This window comes from Billgrantia bachuensis (genome assembly GCF_011742165.1).
Lineage (GTDB): Bacteria > Pseudomonadota > Gammaproteobacteria > Pseudomonadales > Halomonadaceae > Halomonas > Halomonas bachuensis.
Window position 1 is genome coordinate 72,672 of record NZ_JAAQTO010000003.1, and the last position, 23,509, is coordinate 96,180.

Here is a 23,509-nt window from a genome sequence, read left to right on the forward strand (position 1 = left end):
GTCAGCAGAACCTCTCGAGGAATAGCTGTGCCGCCACTCCGTTATGTGAATAGCCCTGCGCACGTAGGCGCTCGAGGGTCTCGGGAGGGAAGCGCCCGGTGGAAGCCAGGGTGTTGCCACGGGCCATGCCCGGCAGCAGCCGCTTGGCCAAGTGCTTGACCCGCGCACCGGGACCGCGGCGAAAGGCCGCCAGACGGCTCAGCCGTGCGCGCAGGCTCTGGCGGGATCGATGCGCGGCGTTGCCCAGCGGGGCCTGGTGGCCGCTGACCTCGGCAAACAGGGCCTCGACGAAGCTGACATAGCCGGAACGGCCCTCCAGCCAGTGGTACGGCACCGTCTGCCATAGCGCCATGAAGTCGCGGTCGTAGAGCGGCATCCACCAGTCGTGACCGAAGAACTCGAAGCTGCGCACCGAGTTGACGATGAACTTGGCCTGGCGCTCCTGCCAGCCGAACATCACGAACTGACGAATGAATTCATCGGGATCCAGGGCCTCGTCCAGCGGGTAGTCGAGCGCCAGGTGAGGCAGCACGCGCTCGCGAAACAGCGCATCGCCCTCATCGCTGGTATTGAGTGTGAAGTGACGCTGACGCAAGGCCTCGGCCAGTTCGCCCGCGGGCATCACTTTCCCTGCCCGCTTGGCCTCGAACACGCCCGGCGGCACGAAGCCGGTCACACAGCAGTGGCCAGGGACGAACAGTGAGCCCGGCTCCACCTTGCCCTGTTCCGTCAGCAGCTTGACGGCTAGCCAGTCCTGCATGTTGGCGATACCGTTCCAGCCCGAGGCCCACCGCTGGTAGCGCCAGTACTCCTCGCTATCGGCAATGCCGCTCCACGCCTGCTGGCTATACTCGATGAAGGTCCAGGGCAACCCCAGGGCACGAGCCACCTCCCGGCTCACCTTGGCCTCCTGATTGTCACGGTAGCCATAGGCATAGGTCAGCACGCGCGGGTACTTGCAGCGCGCCAACAAGGTGGCGATCAAGCGTGAGTCATAGCCACCGCTGAGCGGCACCACGATCTGGCGCCCATCGGCCGTCTTGACCAATTGGTCGCAAGCGGCTTCGAGCACTTCCTCGAGCCGGGCGAGGCAGCGGCCATCGTCACGCTCCGACATGGCCTGGTAGTCGAAGCGGAAATAGCGTTCAACCGACAGGCTCAGGCCCTGGCCGGCGTCCTCCACGATCAGCGCTTCTCCGGCGCGCAGCTGCTTGACGCGGCGATACAACGTGTCGCGACCGGTGACATAACCGGCCAGCTCGAAATCGGCCCTGGCCTCGTCATCGACCTGCGTTTCACCGATCCGCTGGCGCACCCAGTCGGCATCGTCGCTAAGATAACAATCGTTGCCTTGAACGCCATAGAACAGCGGTATCGAGCGCACACGGTCCACAGCCGCCACGATGCCGCTCGTCGTCCGCCGCACGAGGGCGTAAAAGCCGTTGAGCGCCCCCAGGCGATCACGCCAGGCATCCACGTCTTCGGCCAGGCTCAGCTGATTCAGGGCGCCACCGGGCGACAGGCGCTGACCGTCGAGCCAGACACTGCCGCAGACATGGCCACGCCCATCCGACAGCTCACACTGCTGCCAGCAAAAGGAAGAAAAGTGGCAATGTATCGAACTCATTGGTAGGCCCTTCGGAACAGGAAGAAGTAGCGCAATCCCACCAGCACGGCACCGAGCAGCAGCGCGGCGTTCCATGGCAGCCACACGGGGGCAAGCCACTCCACGGCGAGCAGCGGCGACAACAGTGCCAGTCCCCAACCCAGTGCCGTGAGAGTGGCGGTCGCCAGTATCTGCGGTGGGTTAGCGGTCAAGTGGGCGATCCAGACCAGAAAGCCGACCCAGCAGGCGGCGCTGCCCAGCGAGAACAGGGCCACGGTCAGCAGCAGGTCGTCCAGGGCGGCGCCGATGGCAATGGCTGCAACGCGAACGCCCAGCAGCAACGCCTGAAATGCCAGCCCCTGACCCTGGCGCTCCATTACCGAGAACAGATGGCTCAATGGCGAGGTAATGAACACCAGGTAGAGCCAAGGTGCCATCCAGCGGGCGAACTCACCGGCCTCGCGCCAGCGCTCGCCGAAGACCAGGGCGAACAGGTCCGGCCCGATCGCCATCAGTACGATGGCTGGCGGCATGGCGACCTGCGCCAGCGTGGCGTGCACCTTGGCCACCAGAGGACCCAGTTCTCCTCGACGGTGTGCCTCGGCGGCGCTGGAGAAGAACACCTTGCCCACGGCTTCGCCGATCAGCGTCATGGGCATCGCCAGCACCCGGTGCGCCAGGGCATAAAGCCCTGCGGCCACAGGGCTGAACAGCGCGGCGAAGAGCAGCGGTGGGAGCTGCTTGCCGAGTGTGTTGAACAACCCCGACCAGGAAGAGAACAGCGGGAACTTGCGGTAGCGGCGCGCCGCCGCCCAGGCGCCGGCCGCGGTGACACGATGCTCGCCGACGGCGCGCAGCGCCGGGCGTGCCAGCGTCAGCGTACCGCTCCCCTGGCCCGCGGCATGACCGAGCAGCAGGCCACCCCCGCCCAGCGGACTGGCAGCGAGCTGGATCGCCAGCAGGGCCAGCGACTGCTTGATCCTCGTCGAGGCCAGCGCTGCGAACGCACGCGTGCGCACCGCCCAGTGGCTGACCGCCTGGTAACTCCCGGCAAACGCTACGCCCAGCGGCAGCAGCCATAGCCAAGGGCTCAGCGACGGCACGCCCAGCGCCTCGGCCAGCGCCCTTCCCCCCAGCAGCACCAGCAACAGCGCAACCAGGGTGGTGAAGGCCACGACCGCCAGGCTCAACGCCAATACCTCGGCTGCCTCGCGCTCCGTTTCGGGTAACGGTATCGCCAGCTGGTAGCGGCCGCTGGCGACCACGGTGAACAGTGCCAGCAGGCCGCCATATACCGCCAATAGCCCGAAATCTTCCGGGGTATACAGCCGGGTCAACAACGGTGCCGCGGCGATGGCCAGCAGTTGCGCCCCCGCCGTTCCGCCCACCAGCACGCTGACCCCGCGGGCGAAGGCATGGGTCGGTAGCAGGCGTCTTGCCGGTATGACGAGCCGATTCAGCACGTAATGTCTCTCCCTGACAGCTGGCTCAGGCCACCGCTTCCCCGAGCGCCGTGACGATGCGCTCCTGATCTTCTGCCGTGAGGTACGGATGCATCGGCAGGCTGACCACACGGCGCGAGGCCGCATTGCCGATCGGCAGGTCGACCCCCGGGTCGGCCACCGCCGGCTGCTTGTTGAGCGGGATCGGGTAATGCACGGCGGTAGGAATGCCGGCCTCGGCCAGGCGCGCGATGACCACCTCGCGATCGTCGACCTCCACCGTGTACTGGGCGTAAGCGCTGGTGTTGTGAGCTTCCACATGGGGCGACGCGAAACCGCGCGCACGCAGCAAGCGGCCATAGCGCTCGGCGACCTGCTCACGCAGCCTGAGCTCCTCGTCGAGGATGTCGAGCTTGGGCAGCAGGATCGCGGCTTGCAGCGTATCCAGGCGGCTGTTGACGCCGATCCTGACGTGGTAGTAACGCCGTCCCTGGCCGTGACGGGCGATCTGTCGCAGCACCTTGGCCAGTTCGTCGTCGTCGGTGAACAGTGCCCCGCCGTCGCCGTAGCAACCCAGCGGCTTGCTGGGGAAGAAGGAGGTCGTGGCGATCTGCGACAGGCTGCACGAGCGCCGACCACGATAGGTGGCCCCGAAGCTCTGGGCCGCGTCCTCGATCACCGGAATGCCGTGGCGCTCGGCAATCTCGTTGATGGCATCCATGTCGGCGCACTGGCCATACAGCGATACAGGAACGATCGCGCGTGTGCGCGGCGTGATGGCGGCCTCCAGCTTCCCCGGGTCGAGCAGGTAGGTACGCGGGTCGACGTCGACGTAGACCGGCCGCGCGCCCAGCAGCGCCACCGTCTCGGCGGTGGCGATATAGGTGAAGCCCGGGGTGATCACCTCGTCGCCGGGTGCGATACACAGTGCCATCTGAGCGATCTGCAACGCGTCGGTGCCATTGGCACAGGTAATGCAGTGGCGCACGCCGACGTAGTCGGCCAAGCGCATCTCCAGCTCTTCAACCTCGGGGCCGAGGATATACTTGCCATGCTCCAGCACGTTGCGAATTCCGGCGTTGATACGCTCCCGGATGCGCACCTGCTGGGCCTTGAGGTCGATGAAGTCCATGCGACGGGCATCCTTGCTGGTGGTGATGGATCCTTGCTGTGCCGGGATGCAGCTCAGGGTGCCCTCAGCGAGCCGATAGCGATCGCCGGTGTGCGGGCAGATCACTTCACCCTCGCCTTCCAGAGGCAATTCGAGACGCTCGCCATGACGGCTCATCCAACCCTGCTGACGAGCGGGAACGCCCAGCATCAGCGCGAAGTCGGGCACGTCGCGGTTGACCACCGCGCCCGCGCCGACGAAGGCATGGCGACCGATCGTCACGCCGCAGACGATGGTGCAGTTGGCCCCGAGCGTCGCCCCTTCGCGCACCAGGGTGTCGCGAAACTCGTCCTTGCGCTCGACCAGCGAGCGCGGGTTATAGACGTTGGTGAAGACCATGCTGGGGCCGCAGAAGACACCCGCCTCGAGGGTGACGTTGTCGTAGACCGAGACGTTGTTCTGCACCTTGCAGCGGTCGCCGATGACGGCCCGGTTGCCGACGAATACGTTCTGTCCCAGTGAAACGCCGCGACCGATACGCGCACCGCCACAGACGTGAACGAAATGCCAGACACGGGACGATTCGCCGATCTCGGCGCCGTCGTCGACGATGGCACTGGGATGGATCTGCACGCCGGGATAACGGTTGTCGATCGTTTGGCTGTCCATGGCAAGCCTCACATCAGGTGCCGCTTGAGGCAGGGATGCGCCTCGTTGCGGGCGGGAATTTCCAAGCCGGCGTTGCGAATCGTGTCGACGGTCTCGATGCAGTGACGAGCGCTGTCGAGACCGAAGCCACGGCCGGCCAGAATCTCCTGGTAGGACACGGTGTGCAGGTCGGTGAAGCCACCCGAGAACTCGATCTCGCGCCCTTCGCAGAGGATCGAACGGTAGGTGGTCTGCTGCCCCTGCACGCTGCTCGGCAGGTCGTTGCTGTCGATCGACAGGAACCAGCGCACCCGTGCCTTCTGATATTCGAGATAGCCCGCGGCGCGATGCTCGTCCAGGTAATGGACGGCATTGCGCTCGAGATCGCCGAACACATAGTGCAGCATGTCGAAGAAGTGCACGCCGATGTTGGTCGCCACGCCGAAGGATTTACGCGGGTCGCCCTTCCAACTCTCGTGGTACCACTTGCCGCGTGACGTAATGTAGGTGAGCTCGACGTCATATTTATCGTCGCGGGGCGTATTGGCGACGCGCTCCTTGAGCTCGACGATGGCCGGGTGGTGACGCAGTTGCAGGATGTTGAACACCCGCCGACCGGTCTCCTGCTCGACCTTGCCAAGCTCGTCGAGCACGGCAGGCGTGGGTACCAGCGGCTTTTCGCAGATCACGTTGCAGCCCAGCCGCAGTCCGGCGGCGATATGGGCATGATGCAAGTGATTGGGCGAACACACCGAGACGTAGTCGAGCGCCGTGTAGGGGTCGCGCTTGCGCTGCCAGGCGCTCTCGAGGAAGCGCTCGAACTCGGTGTAGAACTCGCTTTCCGGCGAGATCGAATCGATGATGCCCACCGAGTCGTTGATGTCGTAGGCCATGGCCAGGTGATTGCCGGTCTCCTTGATGGCCTTCATGTGGCGCGGAGCGATATAGCCGGCGGCGCCGATCAGAGCGAAGTATTTCATGGCGGGTACCTGTGCATTGGACATGGTGATCAGGCCTTTATCACGCGTTCTTCGTTGATGCCGCGGTAGATCCCCCGGGTATCGACGATCAGACGAGCGTGGGCACGAATCATGTCGTAGTCGAAACGGTCGTGATCGGTGGCGACGATGACGGCGTCGTATTCGGCCAGGGTGGACGGCGAGAGAGGCACGCTCTCCAGGTCGAAGTGGTGCTCGCGCATGGGCGGGAAGGACGGCACATGCGGATCACTGTAGGCCACCTCGGCGCCGCGGTCGCGCACGCGCTCCATGATGTGTACCGACGGCGATTCGCGCATGTCATCGACGTTCTTCTTGTAGGCGATGCCGAGTATCAGCACGCGGCTGCCATTCAGCGCCCGCCCCTGCTGGTTGAGCCCCTCGATCAGCTTGCTGACCACATAGTCCGGCATGCCCTGGTTGATCTCGCCTGACAGCTCGATGAATCGGGTGTGCAAGCCGTACTCGCGGGCCTTCCAGGTCAGATAGAAGGGATCGATGGGAATGCAGTGCCCCCCAAGTCCCGGCCCGGGATAGTAGGGCGTGAAGCCGAACGGCTTGGTGGCGGCGGCGTCGACCACCTCGAAGATGTCGATGCCCATGCGGTCGGCCACGATCTTCATCTCGTTGACCAGGCCGATGTTCACCGCCCGATGAATGTTCTCGAGCAGCTTGGTCATCTCGGCAGCACGGGTCGAGCTCAGCGGTACCACCTGGTCGATGGCCGGGCGGTAGAGCGCCACGCCGGCTTCACGGCATGCCGGCGTATGCCCACCGACCACCTTGGGAATGGTACGGGTCTCGAAGTCGGGGTTGCCCGGATCCTCACGCTCGGGCGAGTAGACCAGGAACAGCGTCTCGCCGACCGTGAGGCCGCTCTCCTCGACGCGCGGCAGCAGCTCCTCCTCGGTGGTGCCGGGGTAGGTGGTGCTCTCCAGCGAGATCACCTGGCCTTCGCGCAGATGCCCCTTGAGAGCGTCGACGGTACCGATGACGAAGCTGATGTCCGGCTCGCGGTACTTGTTGAGCGGAGTCGGCACGCACAGGATCAGCGCATCGGCTTCGGCCGCGCGGGCGAAGTCGGTGGTCGCTTCGAAGCAGGCATCCCTGGCACGGGCGACCTGCTCCGAGGCGATGTGTTCGATGTAACTGCGCCCGGCATTGAGCTTCTCTACTTTGCTCGCATCGATGTCGATACCCAGCACGCGGTAGCCGATCTGGCTGTAGCGCAGCATCAGGGGCAGTCCCACATAGCCAAGCCCGACGATCCCGATCACGGCTTCCTTGCGCTCGAGCCGGCCAATCAGACGATCTTTGATAGTGGTCATGACGCTTCCATGGTTTTCGAGTGTTAGTGATCGACGCTCGGCCAGTCGGCCTCACGCCAGGGAACGGCCTGCATCGGCAGGCACGGACAGAATTCGTATGCGCATGCAGCGCTCAGGTCTGGGTGGTCTTGTAGGCATAGTGGTAATAGCCGTAGCCATAGCTGGTGGCGGCCTTGCGCTCGATGGCGTTGAGGATGCCGCCCTTGACCTTGACGCCACTGGTCTCGAGGCGGCGGATGGCCACGTCGACCTCGCGCGGCGGATTGAGTCCGAAGCGGGCCACAAGCAGAGTGGTGCCGCAGTGGTGGCCGATTACCGCGGCATCGGTCACGGCCAGGATCGGCGGAGTATCGACGACTACCAGGTCGAAGCGCTCGCTCAGCGCATTGAGCAGCCGCGTGAAGCGCTCGCTCATCAGCAGCTCGGCGGGATTGGGCGGCGCCTTGCCGCGCGCCACGTAGCTCAACCCATTGATCGGCGACTGCCGGATGACGTCGTCGAGCTCGGCCTTGTCGGAGAGCACTTCGGACAGCCCACCCTTGCTATCGGCATTGAACGCGGTATGAACGTGCCCCTTGCGCATGTCGGCATCCACGATCAGCACACGCTGGCCGCTCTGGGCGATGACCGCCCCCAGATTGATACAGATGAAGCTCTTGCCGATGTTCGGGCTCGGCCCGGTGATCATCAGGCGGTTGTTGCCCGCCTCGAGCATGGCGAAGTGCAGTGACGTGCGCAGGCCACGCAGAGCCTCGATGGCAGTATCGTCGGGGGCGTTCTGTGCCAGCACCCCATTGGCTACTGCTCGGCCACGCCGCCGGTTGTGTCGCTTGACCCGCCTTACCAGTTTCTGTTGATCGTCCGAGAGCGGTACGGTGGCATATACCGGCAGTCCCAGGTCCTCGATCTGCTCTGCACTCTCCACCCCGCGATGAAAGATGCTGCGCACGATGACGAAGGCCACCGCCAGGAAGGCACCGACCAGGGTCAGCATGACCACGGTGACCGGCTTACGCGGCTCCACCGGCCCCGGTTGGGCAACGGCATCGTCGAGAATGCGCACGTTACCCACGGTACTGGCCTTGGTAATGCTCATCTCCTGGATCTTGTTGAGCAGTTGCACATAGACCTGCTGGGTCACCTCGACGTCACGCGACATGCGCAGGATCTGCTGCTGGGTCTCGGGCAACCCTTGGATGCGCTCGTTGAGCCGCTCGCGATCGCGCTCCAGGTTGTTGCGCTTCTCCATCATCGCGGCATAGAGCGGATGCGAGGAGTTGTAGCGCTGGCTCAATTCGGCCTGCTCCATTTCCAGCTCGCCGAGCTGGGTGTCGAGTTCGACGACACGATCCAGCACCGAGCGAGTCTCGAGGCTGAGATCGAGGCTCTCGTGCTCCATACGGAAGGCGTTGAGGGCGTCCTCGGCCGTTGCCAGGTCGGTGCGCACCTGCGGCACCTGCTCCTCGAGGAACTCGAGGCTCTGCTCTGCCTCGGCGCTCTGCCGCTCAACGTTCTGGGTCAGGTAGATCTGGGAGATGACGCTCAAGGTGCGCTCGGCGCGCCGTGGGTTCTCGTCGAGCAGCGTCATGTTGAACACGCCGCTGTCGCGGCCGCGCTGGCCGACGCTGAAGCGTGAGCGCAGGCTGTTGATGGCGGCCAGGCGGGTGCGACGCACCACGGTGAACTCCGCCCCCTCTCCGGCTTCCAGCTCTGCCACACGCAGCTCGATGCGACCTTCATCGAAGCTCTCCGTCGCACCGACCCGGCCCTCGCCAAGCAATTCTTCGTCGTGGTAAAGCCGGTAGCTGCCGGAGTCACCGACCACCAGCCGCAGTGCACGCCCCAGCCACTCATGGTCGACACGCAGCTCACCCACGTTGAGGTACTCTCCGGCCCATACGCTGCGCTCGGCAAAACCGGGACGCTCGATGCCGAGCCTGACCAGATAGTCCCCCACGATCGGCAGACGAGCCGGAATCACCTCGATGTCGAGACGCTCCTGATCGACGGCCTGGCCGAGCACCATGCGGGAACGCAGAATCTCGAGCTCGGCTTCGGCCTTAGGCTCCTCCCCCAAGATCGAACGCACTTCGGCAAGCGGGTTGCTGAGCCCGGTCTTGCCTTCGACCTGCACGAGAGCATCGGCCCGATAGATCGGTGTGGCCAGTTGGACGTGAATCACGGCCGCCACGGCAAAGGTTGCCGTCACCAGCATGATCAGCCACTTGTTGTCCAGCAGAACGCCGAACAGTCTGCCCAGATCGATATCGTCATAGCCTGGGCGCGAGCCCGTCTTGATCTCTTTCACCATTGCTAGGGTCCTGGCGTGAAAAGGTGGTCGTTCGCTTCAGCCTCGTGAGCTACCGAGGCGCGCCTGCCACAGCCGCGCCGCTTCGGCAAGCTGACGATGTACGCGCACAAAGACCTCTTCGTTCCTGCGATAGGGATCGGGAATGTCCACCCCATTACCCACTTCTCCCGGCAGCCAGCGCCCGAAGCGCATGGTCTTGCCGGTGACGAAGGGGAATTGCTCGGCAATCGCCAAGCGCTGGCCTTCGCTCATGACCAGCACCAGGTCGGCCTCCCGGACCATCTCGGCATTCACCTGGCGTGCTTGGTGCGCCGAGAGATCGAGCCCTTCGGCCTCCGCCAGGCGAACGGCGGTAGGGTCGGCGGCGTGTCCGACCAGCGCTCCCAGGCCGGCCGAAGAGATGCGATGGCCGGGCAAGGCCTGCCTGAGCAGCGCCTCTCCGACCGGGCTGCGACAGATATTGCCGATGCACACCACGAGTACTTCCTGGAACATGCTTTTCCCTCTACTGGCCGACACGCTCGAACTCACGTCCGGTGCGCGTGGTCTGGTAAAGGCTGCTGACCGTGGGTAACAGCTGGCGCACCACACGATTCCAGCGCCCCAACGGCGTGGTCGTCACGTACACCACATCGGTCGGCTGCAGAGTGAACTCGGCCCCCAACATCAGCGCAGTGGCGTTGCGAGCATCGAGCTGGTAGACCGTGGCGAGCTTGTCGCTGTCCGATGGCGCCCGGCGAATGACGAAAATCCCCGACGCATTGGCATTGCCTTCGTTGATGCCGCCGGCCTCGGCAAGCGCATCGGTCAGTGTCAGCCGGCTCGCCCCCATCGGCAGGCTCATGGGCTCGCCCACTTCTCCCATGACGTAGACCTTCTGGTCGCTGTTGTCGGGCACGTGCAATACGTCGCCAGCCTGCAGCAGCATGTTCTGGTCGAGGCGGCCGTTGTTGAGCATGTCATGCAAGGACAAGCGGGTTTCCTCACCCCCCCGCGTCAGCAGGACGTCATGCCAGTTGGCGTGCTCCGCCAGGCCGCCGGACAGGTTGATGGCATCGAGCACGTTCATCGGCACATTGCGAATCGGCAGCGGGCCGGGCTCCTGTACTGCACCGGTGACATTCACCTTCTGCGAGTTGTATTGGGCGACCTGAACTTCGACCTGTGGCATGGCCACGTAAGGCTCCAGGCCGCGGGCGACGATTTCGCGCACCTCGCGCACCGTTTTCCCCTCCACGGGTATGCGGCCGATGAAGGGGTAGAAGATGGTGCCATCGCTATGCACGGTATTGCCCGACTCCGCAGCGCTACGTTCACCGCCCGCAGGGATGGTCAGCTCCGGATGGCCATAGACGATGACGGTCAGCACATCGCCCTTGCCGATGTAGTAGTCGTAGTCACTGACATCCTCGCGCACGGCCTCACTGGCCTCGTCGATGTCATCCGCCTCCAGAAACTCCTGGCGCTGGGCGCGCACCAGGCCGAATGTGATGGGCTCGATATCGACCAGATCGTCGATCGGAGCGGAGTCCGCCTGGTAATCGATGTGCCCTCCCGGGGCGAAAGCGCACCCCCCCAGGACGAATACCCCGAAGAAGAAAAGCAGGCGACCCATCCGCAGCCGCAATAAGTATTGATTCATCTATTCTTCACTCGCGTGTCATTATTAACCTGAACCCTGTCGCATTAAGCCATCATTACATGTCGCTTTTATTATTCATTAACGTCTCCACCAAGTGACACGACAAGAAACGAACAAACAACATCGATACTACTCGAGTTTCCCTTAATGACACTATTATTAGACACCTTCGTTGGCATTTGGCGACACCGCCAAACTTAAACTGTCGCCCAAATTCGACACCGGCTCTTAAACCTCACCCGAAGAACACTTAGCGCTACCCGAAACTCGTTATAAATCTTCCGCCAGCTCTAGACACGCTACCGCCACGAGGTTAGACGACAATCCCCGAAGCCATGCGCACCGCCTTGAATCTAAGGCAAAAAAAAGCCCCACGGCAGAACCGCGGCACGACGCAAACTCAAGGAAAGTGACGAGACAGGGCCTTTGCCTCCATGCAAGGCACCTAGTGAACACAGTTAGAATAATCTTTTTTTTTGCCTGCCACTACCCCTTATTAGTTTCTATACATTTTTTTACTCTTATATACACACAGACACCCTGCAACAAGATAAGTTTCTTTCCTGTTATTGAGATTTAGGTTATCAATTCACCATTCGAACCGAAACCCCATGACAATTAAGCGTCACGGGGGCAATCCTATGTAAGCCTGTCTGAATTGCCTGCCGACGGCAGGTCGGCCAGGTAGCAATCCAGAACTTTTTGAGGATGCGCTATCCGGCCACTCGTAACGCCGGAAGTGTCCGGCGCAATAAAGGAGTCATATCGATATGCTTGAACCATTGAAATTGCGACGAGGCGTCATCGCTCTGGCGAGCGTGACCCTGCTGGGCCTGGCGCCATTGGCGCTGGCACAGCAGGTCACGCCGCCCCAGGGCACGCCGGGCGCCCCGGGCAACTCCGCCAATACGCCTGCGCCGGGCGCGGTGGCCAGCGGCGGGCTCGCGACTGGCGGCGGTGCCGCCGGCGAGGCCCCGGGCAATTCCGGCCAAGCCCTGGCGGGCGCTGTCAGCCGGGGAGCGGCCGGAATCGGCGTGGCGATCGGTGCCACTGGCACGGGTACCGGCACCGGGACTGGCACCGGTACCGGAACGCGCTGATGGGCCGCGACAGACGGCACGGCATGAAGCGTGTGCCGACCCAGGGCCGCCGCAAGGCGGTCCTGCTTCGTTTGCTACTGATGGGCGGCCTGACGTCAAGCCTGGCGGCCTGCACTCAGGGTCAGCTGACCCCCATGGGCGCCACTCTAATGGGTGGGCGTCACGGTGAGGATCTGGCGGCGCAGGCGGAAGCATTGTCTTACGCCACGCTGATAGCAGACACCCGGGGCAACCAGGCACTACTGGTCATGGCGCATCGCACGGGGGAGCAGGGCCGCGATACCTACTGGCAGGCAGGTGACCGAGCCACATTGCATCTACGAGATGGAGTCCCTGCGAGCACGTCCGGCTTCGAAGAGCTCCTGCTGGGCCGCTGGCACTCGGCCGAGGCAAACTCGGGGCACTACCGAGTGCATGCTCACTGGCGCGACGCCGACGGGCAGGAATGGCAGGACGTGGCCACGGCGAGACTCACCTGCGAGCCGGCTCGGCCCGTCGATCACCCATTGGCCCGATTGACGCTGGAGCGCTGTACCGAACGACTCGACTGGAAAGGCAGTAATACGCATAGCCGTGGGGAGTACTGGCGCGAGCCGGGCAGCCTGCGGATCTGGGGGGGTGACATGGCGCTCTGGCCGGATGGTCCACGCCTGCGCTGGCAGGTGGCGAGACCCTGGTGGAGCGATGCCGAGGACACCGGGCGTGACGCCGGGCAGACAAACCTGCCTGGCGGCGCGCCATCGTCGTGACAAAGAGAGCGAGAATGACCCGACGTCACCACCCCCTTGCCGGGCGCTGGCACACCATCTGCCTGGGCGCACTGCTGGCCCTGCCTCTCGACGGCCAGGCCGACGCCCGCCGACTCTCGGACCTATGGCTCGAACAGCAGGCGATACCCGAGCCGCCCGCTTACAGCTACTACCTGCTCGAGCGTCAGCAAGAGCCCCAGCAGCGCCAGGCCAGGCGCCTGCAGGAAGAGCTGGCGACACTGATCGACTGGTATGCCCTGGCCGGACACAGCGACATGGCCCAAGGCCTGAAAGAGTGGCAGGCCACCATCGCCGAGCAGCAAGCGACAAAGGGGCGCACTGCTGCCAGGGCCGACCTTGCCGCCCTGCTCGCCTCACCACGGCACGACCCTCTGCTGGCCTCATTGGCCGGAGCCGGCCATTGTGACGTGCCCGAATGGGTAGAGCTTTGGCACTTCGGTGGCGTGACACGGCATCGCTGGGCTCCAGGTCTGAGCCTGCGCGACCTGCTGCGCAAGCAACCTAGCTCCCGTTGGTCCAGTGCCGACGAGGCTTGGGTGATCACACCCCAAGGCCCTCCACGTCGAATCGGCATTGCCGCCTGGAATGCAGGCGATGCCCCCCTGGTTGCCGGTAGCCGCGTCGCCATCGTCCTTCCCGAACCGGTTCAGGAGGCCGACTGGGTCAATCGCGCCCTGGCGATACCTGTCATGCCATCGCCCTGCCGGAAGCTACGGGTCAGGCCGATTCGGGGGGACCTGCCGTATGAAGCGATCCGAATCATGGTCGCCGCGCCTCGCCCCATTGACCTTCGCCATCGCCGCGGCCATCGCCGCACCGGCGCTGGCCGAACCAATTCAGCCACGCCTCGGCAGCGGCCAGGGCGATTTCGGCGGCGTGGGGTTGATGCAGACTCCCACCGCACGCATGGCACCTCTCGGCGGCTTCGCCTTCTCGCTGTCGCGTACCGCACCCTACCGACGTTATGGGGTTTTCTTCCAGCCCACCGAATGGCTGGAAGCCGGCTTCCGTTATGTCGAAGTGGAAAACCGTCGCTATCTGGCCGCCACGGACGACCGCAACAACCTGGACAAGGGCATCGATTTCAAGGTGCGACTGCGTGAAGAGGATCGCTACTGGCCCCAGATCGCCGTCGGCGCCCGCGACATCGGCGGCACCGGTCTTTTCTCCAGCGAGTACCTGGTCGCCAGCAAACGCTGGCATAGCCTCGACTTCTCCCTGGGGATCGGCTGGGGCTACCTGGGCAATCAGGAAGACTTCGCCAACCCACTGGCCCAGCTCGACGAACGCTTCGAGCGACGTTCGGGATTCAGTTCGGGCGGAGCCGGGGGTGACTTCAACCTGGGCAGCCTGTTCAGCGGTCGCAGCGCCCTGTTCGGCGGAATCGAATACCAGACACCCTGGAACCCTCTGGTGCTGCAACTGGAGCTGGAAGGCAACGACTATCAGCATGAACCGCAGCGCAACGACCAGGAGCAGGATTCACGCTTCAACCTCGGTGCTCGGCTGCGTGTGTCCGATAGCGTCGAGCTCAAGGCCGGTTGGCAGCGTGGAGACACCGCCATGCTCGGGATCACGTTAGCGACCAACCTCGCCAGCGTCTCCCAGGCCAAGCGCGACCCGCTCCCCGTCGACCTGGCGCCGCCCCCCGCCGAGCACACCAGTGACTGGGCCGGGCTCAGTCGCGAGCTGGGTAACAACGCCGGCATCGGCGTCTACCGCATCCGCCAGAACGGCTCGAGCGTCATCGTCGAGGGTGAGCCGACACGCTATCGCTCACTCGCCGAAAGCGAACAGCGTGCCGCGCGGCTGCTGCACAACAGCCTCGACAGTGAGGTGGAAACCTTCCGCTTCCGTTGGCACGAGCGCGGCATGGCTCTGCGCGAGAGCGTGCACGATCGGGAGGCCATGGTTGAGGCCGCCTCGTCCAGCGATGAAGCCGTCACGTACCGTCACGGGCTCTACTCCCATGCCACGCTGGCCGCCGAGCGGGGCGAAGTACTGCACGAATCCCCCCCGCGCGGGTTCTTCTACAGCCTCGAACCGCAGCTCGAGCAGAACTTCGGTGGCCCCGACGGTTACCTCTATCGGCTCTCCGCCAACCTCGACAGCGAGTACCGGCTGGGAGCCAACCATTGGGTCTCGGGCGCGCTTACCTATACGCTGGATGACAACCTCTCCAAGTACCGCTACCTCGGCCCTTCGGAGCTGCCCCGCGTACGTACCCATATCGGCGATTATCTGGCCGAGACCGACATCGGCATCAGCAACCTGCAGTACACACGCACCGCCCAGCTCGGCAACGACTGGTACGCAATGGGCTATGGCGGCCTGCTCGAGACCATGTTTGCCGGTGCGGGTGCAGAGCTGCTTTATCGCCCCTTCAACAGCGACGTGGCGCTCGGACTCGACGTCAACTGGGTCAAGCAGCGTGACTTCGACCAGCGTTTCGAGATGCGTGACTACAGTACCTGGACGGGCCACCTGACGGGTTATTGGCAGACCGACTACGAGGATGTACTGGCCAAGGCCAGCGTGGGCCGCTACCTGGCCGGCGACCTCGGCGTCACCTTCGATGTGTCACGCGAGTTCGACTCGGGCATACGCCTGGGTGGCTGGGCCACCTTCACCACTGCCGGCGATGCCTTCGGCGAAGGTAGCTTCGACAAGGGCATCTATCTCTCGCTGCCGCTTGACGCCTTCTTCGTGCACTCCACCCGGCAGCGCGCCCAGCTCGCCTGGAGCCCGCTCACGCGCGACGGCGGTGCTCGCCTCGCGCGACGTGAAAGGCTCTACGACCTCACCGTGGAACGCAGCATGGGCCGCTACTGGGAAGAACAAGCCAAGCTGATGCCCTGAGCGTGGCTTGGTTACGGCAGTAAAAATGCCACCGCATCTGCATGCGGTGGCTCCAATCGAAGATAACGGTATAAATCCTATGAACCGCGATAATAACCCGGCGCCACGAAGGGCATCTTGCTCACGACCATGGGCAAACGCTTGCCGCGCACCTCGGCATGGACGGTCGTACCGACCGCGGCGTGCTCGATATCGACATAGCCCATCGCGACCGGCTGGCCCACGCTGGGCCCGAAGCCCCCGGACGTTACCTTGCCGATATGCTGACCTTCCTCGCTGTAGAGCTCGGCTCCCTCGCGCACCGGGGCACGCCCCTCACCCAGCAGGCCGACCCGCTTGCGACGATGATCCTTGGCATCGACCTGGTGCAGGATCAGGTCAGCTCCCGGGAATCCGGCCGAACGCTCTCCACCGTGACGGCGCGGCTTGCCGATGGCCCAGATCAGCCCCGCTTCCACCGGCGTGGTCTCGGTATCGATATCATGGCCGTAGAGACACAGCCCAGCCTCGAGGCGCAGGGAATCCCGCGCCCCCAGGCCGATGGGCTCGACCTCGGCCTCGGCCAGCAGTCGGCGGGCCAGCGCCTCCGCGTCGTCGGCCGCCACCGAGATCTCGAAACCATCCTCGCCGGTATAACCGCTGCGGCTGATCCATACGGGCATGCCGCCAATCTCGAAGCGTCCATGCTGCATGAACACCATCTCGCACGCCTCGGGACAATGCCGGCGCATGACCTCCGCCGCCTTGGACCCCTGCAGGGCCAGCAAGCCACGATCCAGCACCTCGACCCGATGATCATGGTCGACGAGCCCTGTCTCGAGCAGCGCCACGTCCTGCTCCTTGCATGCAGCGTTGACCACCAGATAGAGCGTCCCGTCACCAGGATTGGCCACCATCAAGTCGTCGAGGATGCCGCCCTCCTGGCCGGTAAACAGCGCATAGCGCTGCATGCCCTCGGGCAGGCCCACGATATCGGCGCACACCAGGGTCTCCAGCGCCTCGGCGGGGCGGGGCCCATGCAGCAGGATCTGCCCCATATGGGAGACATCGAACAGGCCGCAGGCGGCGCGGGTGTGCTCGTGCTCCTTCTTGACGCCGAGCGGAAACTGCACCGGCATCTCATAGCCGGCAAAGGGGACCATCTTCCCGCCCAGCTCCAGATGGAGGCCATGCAGCGGGGTGTGCTTGAGTTGGCTCATGAGGTTTCCTCGTGACGTGATGGAAGGCAAAGGGGCTCGACGGGATGAAAGGCGCCCTCGGGCGCCTCTCGGTTCGCCAGCGAATCGATCAGGACTTGTCGTGATCCAGATCCTCGCCAGGCAGCACTTCCTTGCCGTCGAAGTAGTCGCGCGTCACCTTGAACACCACCGGCGAAAGCAGCGCCAACGCGATCAGGTTAGGAATCGCCATCATGGCGTTGAAGGTATCGGCCATCAGCCAGATGAAGCCCAGGTTGGCCATGGCGCCAAGCGGAATCGCCAGCACGAACAGCACCCGGTAGAGCATGATCGAGCGCGTACCGAACAGGAACTGGAAGCACTTCTCGCCGTAGAACGACCAGCCCAGGATGGTGGTGAAGGCAAACACCGCCAGCGCCAGCGATACGATCTGGTTGCCCCAGCCTGGCAGCGCCGCATCGAAGGAGAGCGCAGTCAGCGAGGCGCCCTCCTCGCCCTCGACCCATACCGTGGAGGTCAGGATCACCAAGGCGGTGATGCTGCAGACGATGATGGTATCGATGAAGGTACCGAGCATGGCGATCAGGCCCTGGCGCACCGGGTTGCGTGTCTTGGCGGCGGCATGGGCGATGGGCGCACTGCCCAGGCCCGCCTCATTGGAGAAGATCCCGCGTGCCACACCGAAGCGTATCGCCGCCATCACCGCCGCGCCGGCGAAGCCACCCATCGCGGCATGCGGGTTGAAGGCGTAGTAGAAGATCAGGCCGAACGCATCGCCGATCTGCCCGGCGTTGACGATCAACACCACCAGACCCGCCACCACGTAGGCAATGCCCATGACCGGCACCAGCTTGCCCGCCACCTTGGCGATGCGCTTGATGCCGCCCAGGATCACGGCGCCCGCCAGCACCATGATGACGACACCCGTCAACCAGTGAGGGATGCCGAAAGTCGAATCGAGGGCGTCGGCCACGGAGTTCGACTGCACGGTGTTGCCGATGCCGAAGGCCGCCACGGCACCGAAGAAGGCGAAGGCGCCACCCAGCCACAGCCACTTACGACCCAGGCCGTTCTTGATGTAGAACATGGGCCCGCCGACGTGGTAACCGGTACTGTCGGTTTCCCGGAAACGCACCGCTAGCACCGCCTCGGAGAATTTCGTCGCCATGCCGACCAGCGCCGTGATCCACATCCAGAACACCGCACCTGGGCCGCCCAGAGCGATGGCCGTTGCCACGCCGGCGATGTTCCCGGTCCCGATGGTGGCCGAAAGCGCCGTCATCAGGGCGTTGAAGGGCGAGATCTCACCTTCGTCTTCGGGCTTTTTCGCCTCGCCGGGTACCGGCTTGGCGTCTCGCCCTTGCCACATCAGCTTGAAGCCGGTGCCCAGCTTGCGGATGGGCATCAGCTTCAATCCGAGCTGCAGGTAGAGCCCCACCCCCAACAGCAGGATGAGCATCAACGGCCCCCAGACCACGCCGTTGATAGCGCTGAATATTGCTGTCAATGTTTCCACGAACGTTTCCCTCTGTTGTATGGACTGTTTTTAAGGACCTTCTCGATAAATCTGTACGACCAGACGGCGTACCATAGCGGAAAATGCCAGAAATTCACTACTGTGTCGTACAGACTGCTGCGATTCGTTCGTCCTGCTTCACCCGCGCAAGCTTAGCGCGTGTTTCGTATCGGAAACAAACGTCACGACACCGTCGACTTTCACTTTGGCGACATGCCCAGGCCATAGCGTCGCTGCCGAGCGGCATGCCTCACAGGTTAGTGAGCCGAGCCAGCGGTGTCGAATGGTGGTGCTGCCAGCCGGGCTTACCCGCAGCACATGCAAGTTGCACTGGACGCCTGCCGCCGCGCGCGCCACGCTATCGATGCGGCAAGCCTGATCGCATGAATCGACGACGATCCCCGGGCTCGCCAAACGCCACCAATGGCGTTAGCATTTGCCCAGTCAGAAAACCTTTTTCGTATAGGAAAATCATCATGAGCTCGATCCCTGCCAACCTGCGCTACAACGACAGCCACGAGTGGGTGCTGGACAATGGCGATGGCACCGTCACCATCGGTATCACCGACCATGCCCAGGAAGCGCTTGGAGACGTCGTGTTCGTCGAGCTTCCAGAGGTGGGACGCACCCTGGAGAAGGGCGAGGAGTTCGGCGTGATCGAATCGGTCAAGGCCGCCTCCGATCTCTACGCCCCGCTGGCCGGCGAGATCGTCGAGGTCAACGAGGCCCTCGAGGATGCGCCCGAGACCGTCAACGAAGCCCCTTATGAGGGTGGCTGGATCATGAAGGTTCGCGTCGAGGATGCGGCCGCCGTGGAAGCCCTGCTGAATGCCGAGGCATACCAGGCCGTGGTCGACAGCGACTCCTGACAACGACGCAGCGATGCTCCCGGCCCGGCGACCGGGCTTCGGAATCGCCGGGCATTTCACCTCAACTACAGGGTTCTCCATGGTTTACGACAACCGCCGCCTGGCCGAACTGGCCGATCATGACGCCTTCATCCGTCGCCACAACGGCCCCGGAGCCGAAGATGTAGCCGCCATGCTGGCGGCGCTGGACATGGATAGCCTAGAGACACTGATCGAACGTACGGTGCCGGCGGACATTCGCCTGGGTCGCGAACTCGACCTCGACCCACCGCGCAGCGAAGCCGAAGCGCTCGACTACCTCAGACGCCTGGCGCGCCAGAACAAGGTATTCAAGACCTACATCGGTCAGGGCTACTACAACACCCACGTGCCGGCCGTGATCCAGCGCAACGTGCTGGAAAATCCAGGCTGGTATACCGCCTATACGCCCTATCAGCCGGAGATCGCCCAAGGCCGCCTCGAAGGCCTGCTCAACTTCCAGCAGATGGTCATGGACCTCACCGGCATGGAGTTGGCCAACGCCTCGCTGCTCGACGAAGCTACCGCCGCCGCCGAGGCCATGGCGCTGTGCCAGAGGGCCAACAAGAAGTCGAAGAGCAATGCTTTCTTCGTCGCCGACGATGTATTGCCGCAGACGCTGGATGTGGTGCGCACCCGCGCCCACTACTTCGGCTTCGAACTCATTGTCGGCCCGGCCGAGAGCCTGGCCGAGCACGATGTCTTCGGTGCCCTGCTGCAGTACCCCGGCGAAAGCGGCCGCGTGCGCGACCTGGCGCCGCTGCTCGCTACCGCCCGCGAGAAAAACGTGATGACCTGCGTGGCCGCCGACATCATGAGCCTGGTACTGCTCAAGGAACCGGGCGCGCTCGGTGCCGACATCGTGGTCGGCAATACCCAACGCTTCGGTGTCCCCATGGGCTACGGCGGCCCCCATGCCGCCTACTTCGCCACCACCGACAAGCTCAAGCGCTCCATCCCCGGCCGTATCATCGGCGTGTCCAAGGATGCCCGCGGCAACACTGCCCTGCGCATGGCCATGCAGACCCGCGAGCAGCACATCCGCCGCGAGAAAGCCACCTCCAACATCTGCACCGCCCAGGCGCTGCTGGCCAACATCGCCGGCTTCTATGCCGTCTATCACGGTGCCGAAGGTCTTACCACCATCGCCAGCCGCATCCATCGCCTGACCACCATCCTGGCCGAAGGGCTCAAGGCCAAGGGTGTGTCGCTGGTACACGATAGCTGGTTCGATACCCTGCGCCTGACCGGTGTGGACGCCGGCAAGATCCACGGCCGGGCGCTGACGCATGAAATCAACCTGCGCTACTTCGACAATGGTGATATCGGCGTCAGCCTCGACGAAACCACCACAGCCCACGACCTCGACACCCTGTTCGACGTGCTGCTCGGCGAGGAACATGGCCTCTCGGTCACCACCCTGGATGAGCGGGTCGCAACCGATGGCATCAGCGGCATTCCCGCCGCCTGCCGACGCGAATCAAGGTTCCTGACCCACCCCACCTTCGAGCGCTTCCGCAGCGAGACCGAGATGCTGCGCTACCTCAAGCGCCTGGAGAACAAGGACCTCTCGCTCACCCACGCGATGATCCCGCTGGGCTCGTGCACCATGAAGCTCAATGCCACCAGCGAGATGATCCCGATCACCTGGCCCGAGTTCGGTCAGTTGCACCCCTTCGTGCCCCAGGACCAAGCGGTCGGCTACAAGCAGATGATCGACGAGCTGGCGGCGTTCCTGGTCGAAATTACCGGTTACGACCACATCTCGATGCAGCCCAACTCCGGCGCTCAGGGCGAGTACGCCGGCCTGGTAGCGATCCGCCGCTACCAGGCGGCACAGGGCCAGGGGCACCGCGACGTCTGCCTGATCCCCAGCTCCGCCCACGGCACCAATCCCGCCTCCGCCGCCATGGCGCAGATGAAGGTGGTGGTGGTCGAGTGCGACGAGATGGGCAACATCGACCTCGACGACCTGCGCGCCAAGGCCGAACAGCACAGCGACGCGCTCTCTGCCATCATGCTGACCTATCCTTCCACTCACGGCGTGTTCGAGGAAGGCGTGCGTGAGGCGTGCGCCATCGTCCATCGCCACGGTGGCCAGGTCTACATCGACGGCGCCAACATGAACGCCCAGGTGGGCCTGTCCCGCCCCGGCGACTTCGGCGGCGATGTTTCGCACCTCAACCTGCACAAGACCTTCTGCATCCCGCATGGCGGCGGCGGCCCGGGCATGGGGCCCATCGGGGTCAAGGCGCACCTGGCGCCCTACGTCTCCAACCATGTGGTGACGCCGATTGCCGGCGTGAAGGAGCACTGCGGCGCCGTCTCCGCAGCGGCCTTCGGCAGCGCCTCGATCCTGCCGATCTCCTGGGCCTACATCAAGATGATGGGCGCGCGCGGGCTGCGCCAGGCGACGGAACTCGCCATCCTCAACGCCAACTACATCGCCAGGCGCCTCGAGCAGCACTACCCGGTGCTCTATCGCGGCGTCAACGGCACCGTGGCGCATGAGTGCATCATCGATATCCGCCCGCTCAAGGCGGCCTCGGGCGTCAGCGAGGAGGACATCGCCAAACGCCTGATGGACTACGGCTTTCACGCCCCGACCATGTCGTTCCCGGTGCCCGGCACGCTGATGGTGGAACCCACCGAGTCGGAGTCGCGCTACGAGATCGACCGTTTCTGCGACGCCATGATCGCCATTCGTGAGGAGATTGCCCAGGTCGAGCAAGGTGCATGGCTGGCCGACGACAACCCACTGGTCAACGCGCCGCACACCATGGCCGACCTGATGGACCCGAGCTGGGAGCGCCCCTACTCCCGCGAAGTCGGCGCCTTCCCCTCGGCAGCGGTCAAGGCCGCCAAGTACTGGCCGGCGGTCAACCGCGTCGACAATGTCTTCGGCGACCGTCAACTGATCTGCTCCTGCCCCAGCATCGATGAGTACCGCGACTGATTCGCTGTCGCGGATGCATGGCTGTAGCGTAAACGGCCCGCCGAGCGATCGGCGGGCCGTTTGCTTTGGGCCTAGCGCACTGGCAACTACAGCGGCGAGGCGACCTCCCCGTGACCGAAGCGCTCGCGCATGCGCTGCTCGCGGAAGCCCTCCAGCAGCCGGGTATAACGGCGCGGCATCTTTACGCCAGAGCGCGTGACCAGATGCAGTGTCTCGTACTCCGTTACCGGCAGGTCGAGTTCCTTGACCTGGCGCTGCCAGGGGGAGGTTTCCAGCACCAGACGCGACACCACGGTGAAGCCGAGGCCGCGAGCCACCGCATCCATCACCATGCCAACCTCGTTGGTGAATCCCTGGCGCCGGAATTGGCTCATGGAGCGAAACTCGTCGGCAAAATTGCTGCGCAGCAGTGCTCCGGCGTGGTTGATGCCATCGGAATAATTGAGGAAACCGATGCCCATCAGCTCGGCCAGCGAGGTACCGGTAAAGTCGGCCGGCACCACCAGGCACAGCGGCTCCTGATGCCAGAGCCTGCAGTCCAGCTCCGGGTGGCGAATCGGCTCCGTGACGATTCCCAGATCGTGGCGACCGGCCAGCACGTCCGAGACGATCTCATGACTGAAAGCGAAGCTGTAATTGACCGTCAGTCCCGGTGACATCTGCTGCTGGCCAAGAATGAAGGGGTAGAACATCAGCCCGACGCTGCCCGGCGAAGCAATGCGACACTCGCCGGTATCGAGCGCATCGTCATCCAGCGAATGGCGGAACTGTTCATGCTCGGTGAACAAGCGCAGGCCATAATCATAGGCCCGTCGCCCGGCCTCGGTCAGCATGAAGCGCCGCCCCTGACGCTCCAGCAGTGGCTTGTCGAGGTACTGCTCGAGCTTGCGCACGTGCTGGCTGACGCCCGGCTGGGTCATGTCGAGATGACGCGCAGTCCGCGTGAAGCTGCCGGTTTCGACCAGGGTAATGAAGGTACGGAAGTACTGGGCGTTGAACATGGCGCATCGCTAGCAAGTGCGGTCAGGGGTCGAGACCGAATGTTGCCATCCTACCACTGCGAGCCCAACGGTGCAGCGCTGCGCCATGCGGGCCAGCATGATAGCATCGGATCACGACTCGATGACCCAGTCTCGATGAACATTGCATGACCCCCT

At 64.0% G+C, this 23,509-nt stretch carries 16 protein-coding genes and 2 pseudogenes; 6 read left to right on the top strand and 12 right to left on the bottom strand.

Annotation, left to right across the window (positions count from 1 at the left end; genetic code table 11):
• Position 1: 1 nt before the first annotated feature.
• From HBJ55_RS01280 to HBJ55_RS01320, 9 genes and pseudogenes are all read right to left on the bottom strand, one after another.
• On the bottom strand, positions 2-1,627 hold the full coding sequence (locus HBJ55_RS01280; RefSeq protein WP_167110260.1) for an asparagine synthase-related protein: 1,626 nt from the start codon (positions 1,625-1,627) through the stop codon (positions 2-4).
• The gene (locus HBJ55_RS01285) at positions 1,624-3,069 is read right to left on the bottom strand and encodes an oligosaccharide flippase family protein (RefSeq protein WP_167110263.1); all 1,446 of its coding nucleotides are present in this window, start codon (positions 3,067-3,069) and stop codon (positions 1,624-1,626) included. The genes HBJ55_RS01280 and HBJ55_RS01285 overlap by 4 nt, the downstream gene beginning before the upstream one ends.
• Before the next feature lie 25 nt (positions 3,070-3,094).
• The gene (locus tag HBJ55_RS01290; protein ID WP_167110292.1) at positions 3,095-4,180 is read right to left on the bottom strand and encodes a DegT/DnrJ/EryC1/StrS family aminotransferase; all 1,086 of its coding nucleotides are present in this window, start codon (positions 4,178-4,180) and stop codon (positions 3,095-3,097) included.
• A 51-nt stretch (positions 4,181-4,231) separates the two neighbouring features.
• Positions 4,232-4,828, bottom strand: a pseudogene (locus HBJ55_RS01295) (acyltransferase); the annotation flags it as partial.
• 8 nt (positions 4,829-4,836) lie between these two features.
• The gene (locus HBJ55_RS01300; protein ID WP_167110265.1) at positions 4,837-5,787 is read right to left on the bottom strand and encodes a Gfo/Idh/MocA family oxidoreductase; all 951 of its coding nucleotides are present in this window, start codon (positions 5,785-5,787) and stop codon (positions 4,837-4,839) included.
• A 29-nt stretch (positions 5,788-5,816) separates the two neighbouring features.
• On the bottom strand, positions 5,817-7,133 hold the full coding sequence (locus HBJ55_RS01305) for a nucleotide sugar dehydrogenase (protein WP_167110267.1): 1,317 nt from the start codon (positions 7,131-7,133) through the stop codon (positions 5,817-5,819).
• Between the two features lie 112 nt (positions 7,134-7,245).
• Complete coding sequence (locus HBJ55_RS01310) at positions 7,246-9,444, bottom strand: polysaccharide biosynthesis tyrosine autokinase (protein WP_167110269.1); 2,199 nt, start codon at positions 9,442-9,444, stop codon at positions 7,246-7,248.
• A 36-nt stretch (positions 9,445-9,480) separates the two neighbouring features.
• Entirely contained in the window at positions 9,481-9,939 is a 459-nt protein-coding gene (locus HBJ55_RS01315) for a low molecular weight protein-tyrosine-phosphatase (RefSeq protein ID WP_167110271.1), read from the bottom strand.
• A gap of 10 nt (positions 9,940-9,949) precedes the next feature.
• Entirely contained in the window at positions 9,950-11,059 is a 1,110-nt protein-coding gene (locus HBJ55_RS01320) for a polysaccharide export protein (RefSeq protein ID WP_167110294.1), read from the bottom strand.
• A gap of 797 nt (positions 11,060-11,856) precedes the next feature.
• Between HBJ55_RS01320 and HBJ55_RS01325 the strand changes: the two genes are divergently transcribed.
• From HBJ55_RS01325 to HBJ55_RS01335, 4 genes and pseudogenes are all read left to right on the top strand, one after another.
• Positions 11,857-12,186 carry a hypothetical protein gene (locus HBJ55_RS01325; RefSeq protein ID WP_167110273.1) on the top strand — a complete coding sequence of 110 codons (330 nt, stop codon included), beginning with the start codon at positions 11,857-11,859 and terminating at the stop codon, positions 12,184-12,186.
• Positions 12,186-12,935 (top strand): YjbF family lipoprotein, encoded by a 750-nt coding sequence (locus HBJ55_RS01330; protein ID WP_167110274.1) that lies wholly within the window; start codon positions 12,186-12,188, stop codon positions 12,933-12,935. Before HBJ55_RS01325 ends, HBJ55_RS01330 begins: the two co-directional genes overlap by 1 nt.
• Before the next feature lie 275 nt (positions 12,936-13,210).
• Positions 13,211-13,585: pseudogene (locus tag HBJ55_RS22670) on the top strand (capsule biosynthesis GfcC family protein); the annotation flags it as partial.
• Positions 13,586-13,700: 115 nt separating this feature from the next.
• Positions 13,701-15,815 (top strand): YjbH domain-containing protein, encoded by a 2,115-nt coding sequence (locus HBJ55_RS01335; protein WP_167110276.1) that lies wholly within the window; start codon positions 13,701-13,703, stop codon positions 15,813-15,815.
• Positions 15,816-15,892: 77 nt separating this feature from the next.
• Here the strand turns inward: HBJ55_RS01335 and gcvT are convergent, their stop codons facing one another.
• Both gcvT and HBJ55_RS01345 read right to left on the bottom strand, forming a co-directional pair.
• The gene (gcvT, locus tag HBJ55_RS01340) at positions 15,893-17,014 is read right to left on the bottom strand and encodes a glycine cleavage system aminomethyltransferase GcvT (RefSeq protein ID WP_167110278.1); all 1,122 of its coding nucleotides are present in this window, start codon (positions 17,012-17,014) and stop codon (positions 15,893-15,895) included.
• A gap of 88 nt (positions 17,015-17,102) precedes the next feature.
• Positions 17,103-18,509 carry an amino acid carrier protein gene (locus HBJ55_RS01345; protein ID WP_167110280.1) on the bottom strand — a complete coding sequence of 469 codons (1,407 nt, stop codon included), beginning with the start codon at positions 18,507-18,509 and terminating at the stop codon, positions 17,103-17,105.
• Between the two features lie 476 nt (positions 18,510-18,985).
• Between HBJ55_RS01345 and gcvH the strand changes: the two genes are divergently transcribed.
• Together gcvH and gcvP are read left to right on the top strand one after the other, a co-directional pair.
• Entirely contained in the window at positions 18,986-19,378 is a 393-nt protein-coding gene (gcvH, locus tag HBJ55_RS01350) for a glycine cleavage system protein GcvH (RefSeq protein ID WP_167110282.1), read from the top strand.
• Positions 19,379-19,457: 79 nt separating this feature from the next.
• Positions 19,458-22,352 (top strand): aminomethyl-transferring glycine dehydrogenase, encoded by a 2,895-nt coding sequence (gcvP, locus tag HBJ55_RS01355; protein WP_167110284.1) that lies wholly within the window; start codon positions 19,458-19,460, stop codon positions 22,350-22,352.
• A gap of 86 nt (positions 22,353-22,438) precedes the next feature.
• On the opposite strand, the gene HBJ55_RS01360 is transcribed toward gcvP, so the two are convergent.
• Entirely contained in the window at positions 22,439-23,353 is a 915-nt protein-coding gene (locus HBJ55_RS01360) for a LysR family transcriptional regulator (protein WP_167110286.1), read from the bottom strand.
• Positions 23,354-23,509: the final 156 nt, after the last annotated feature.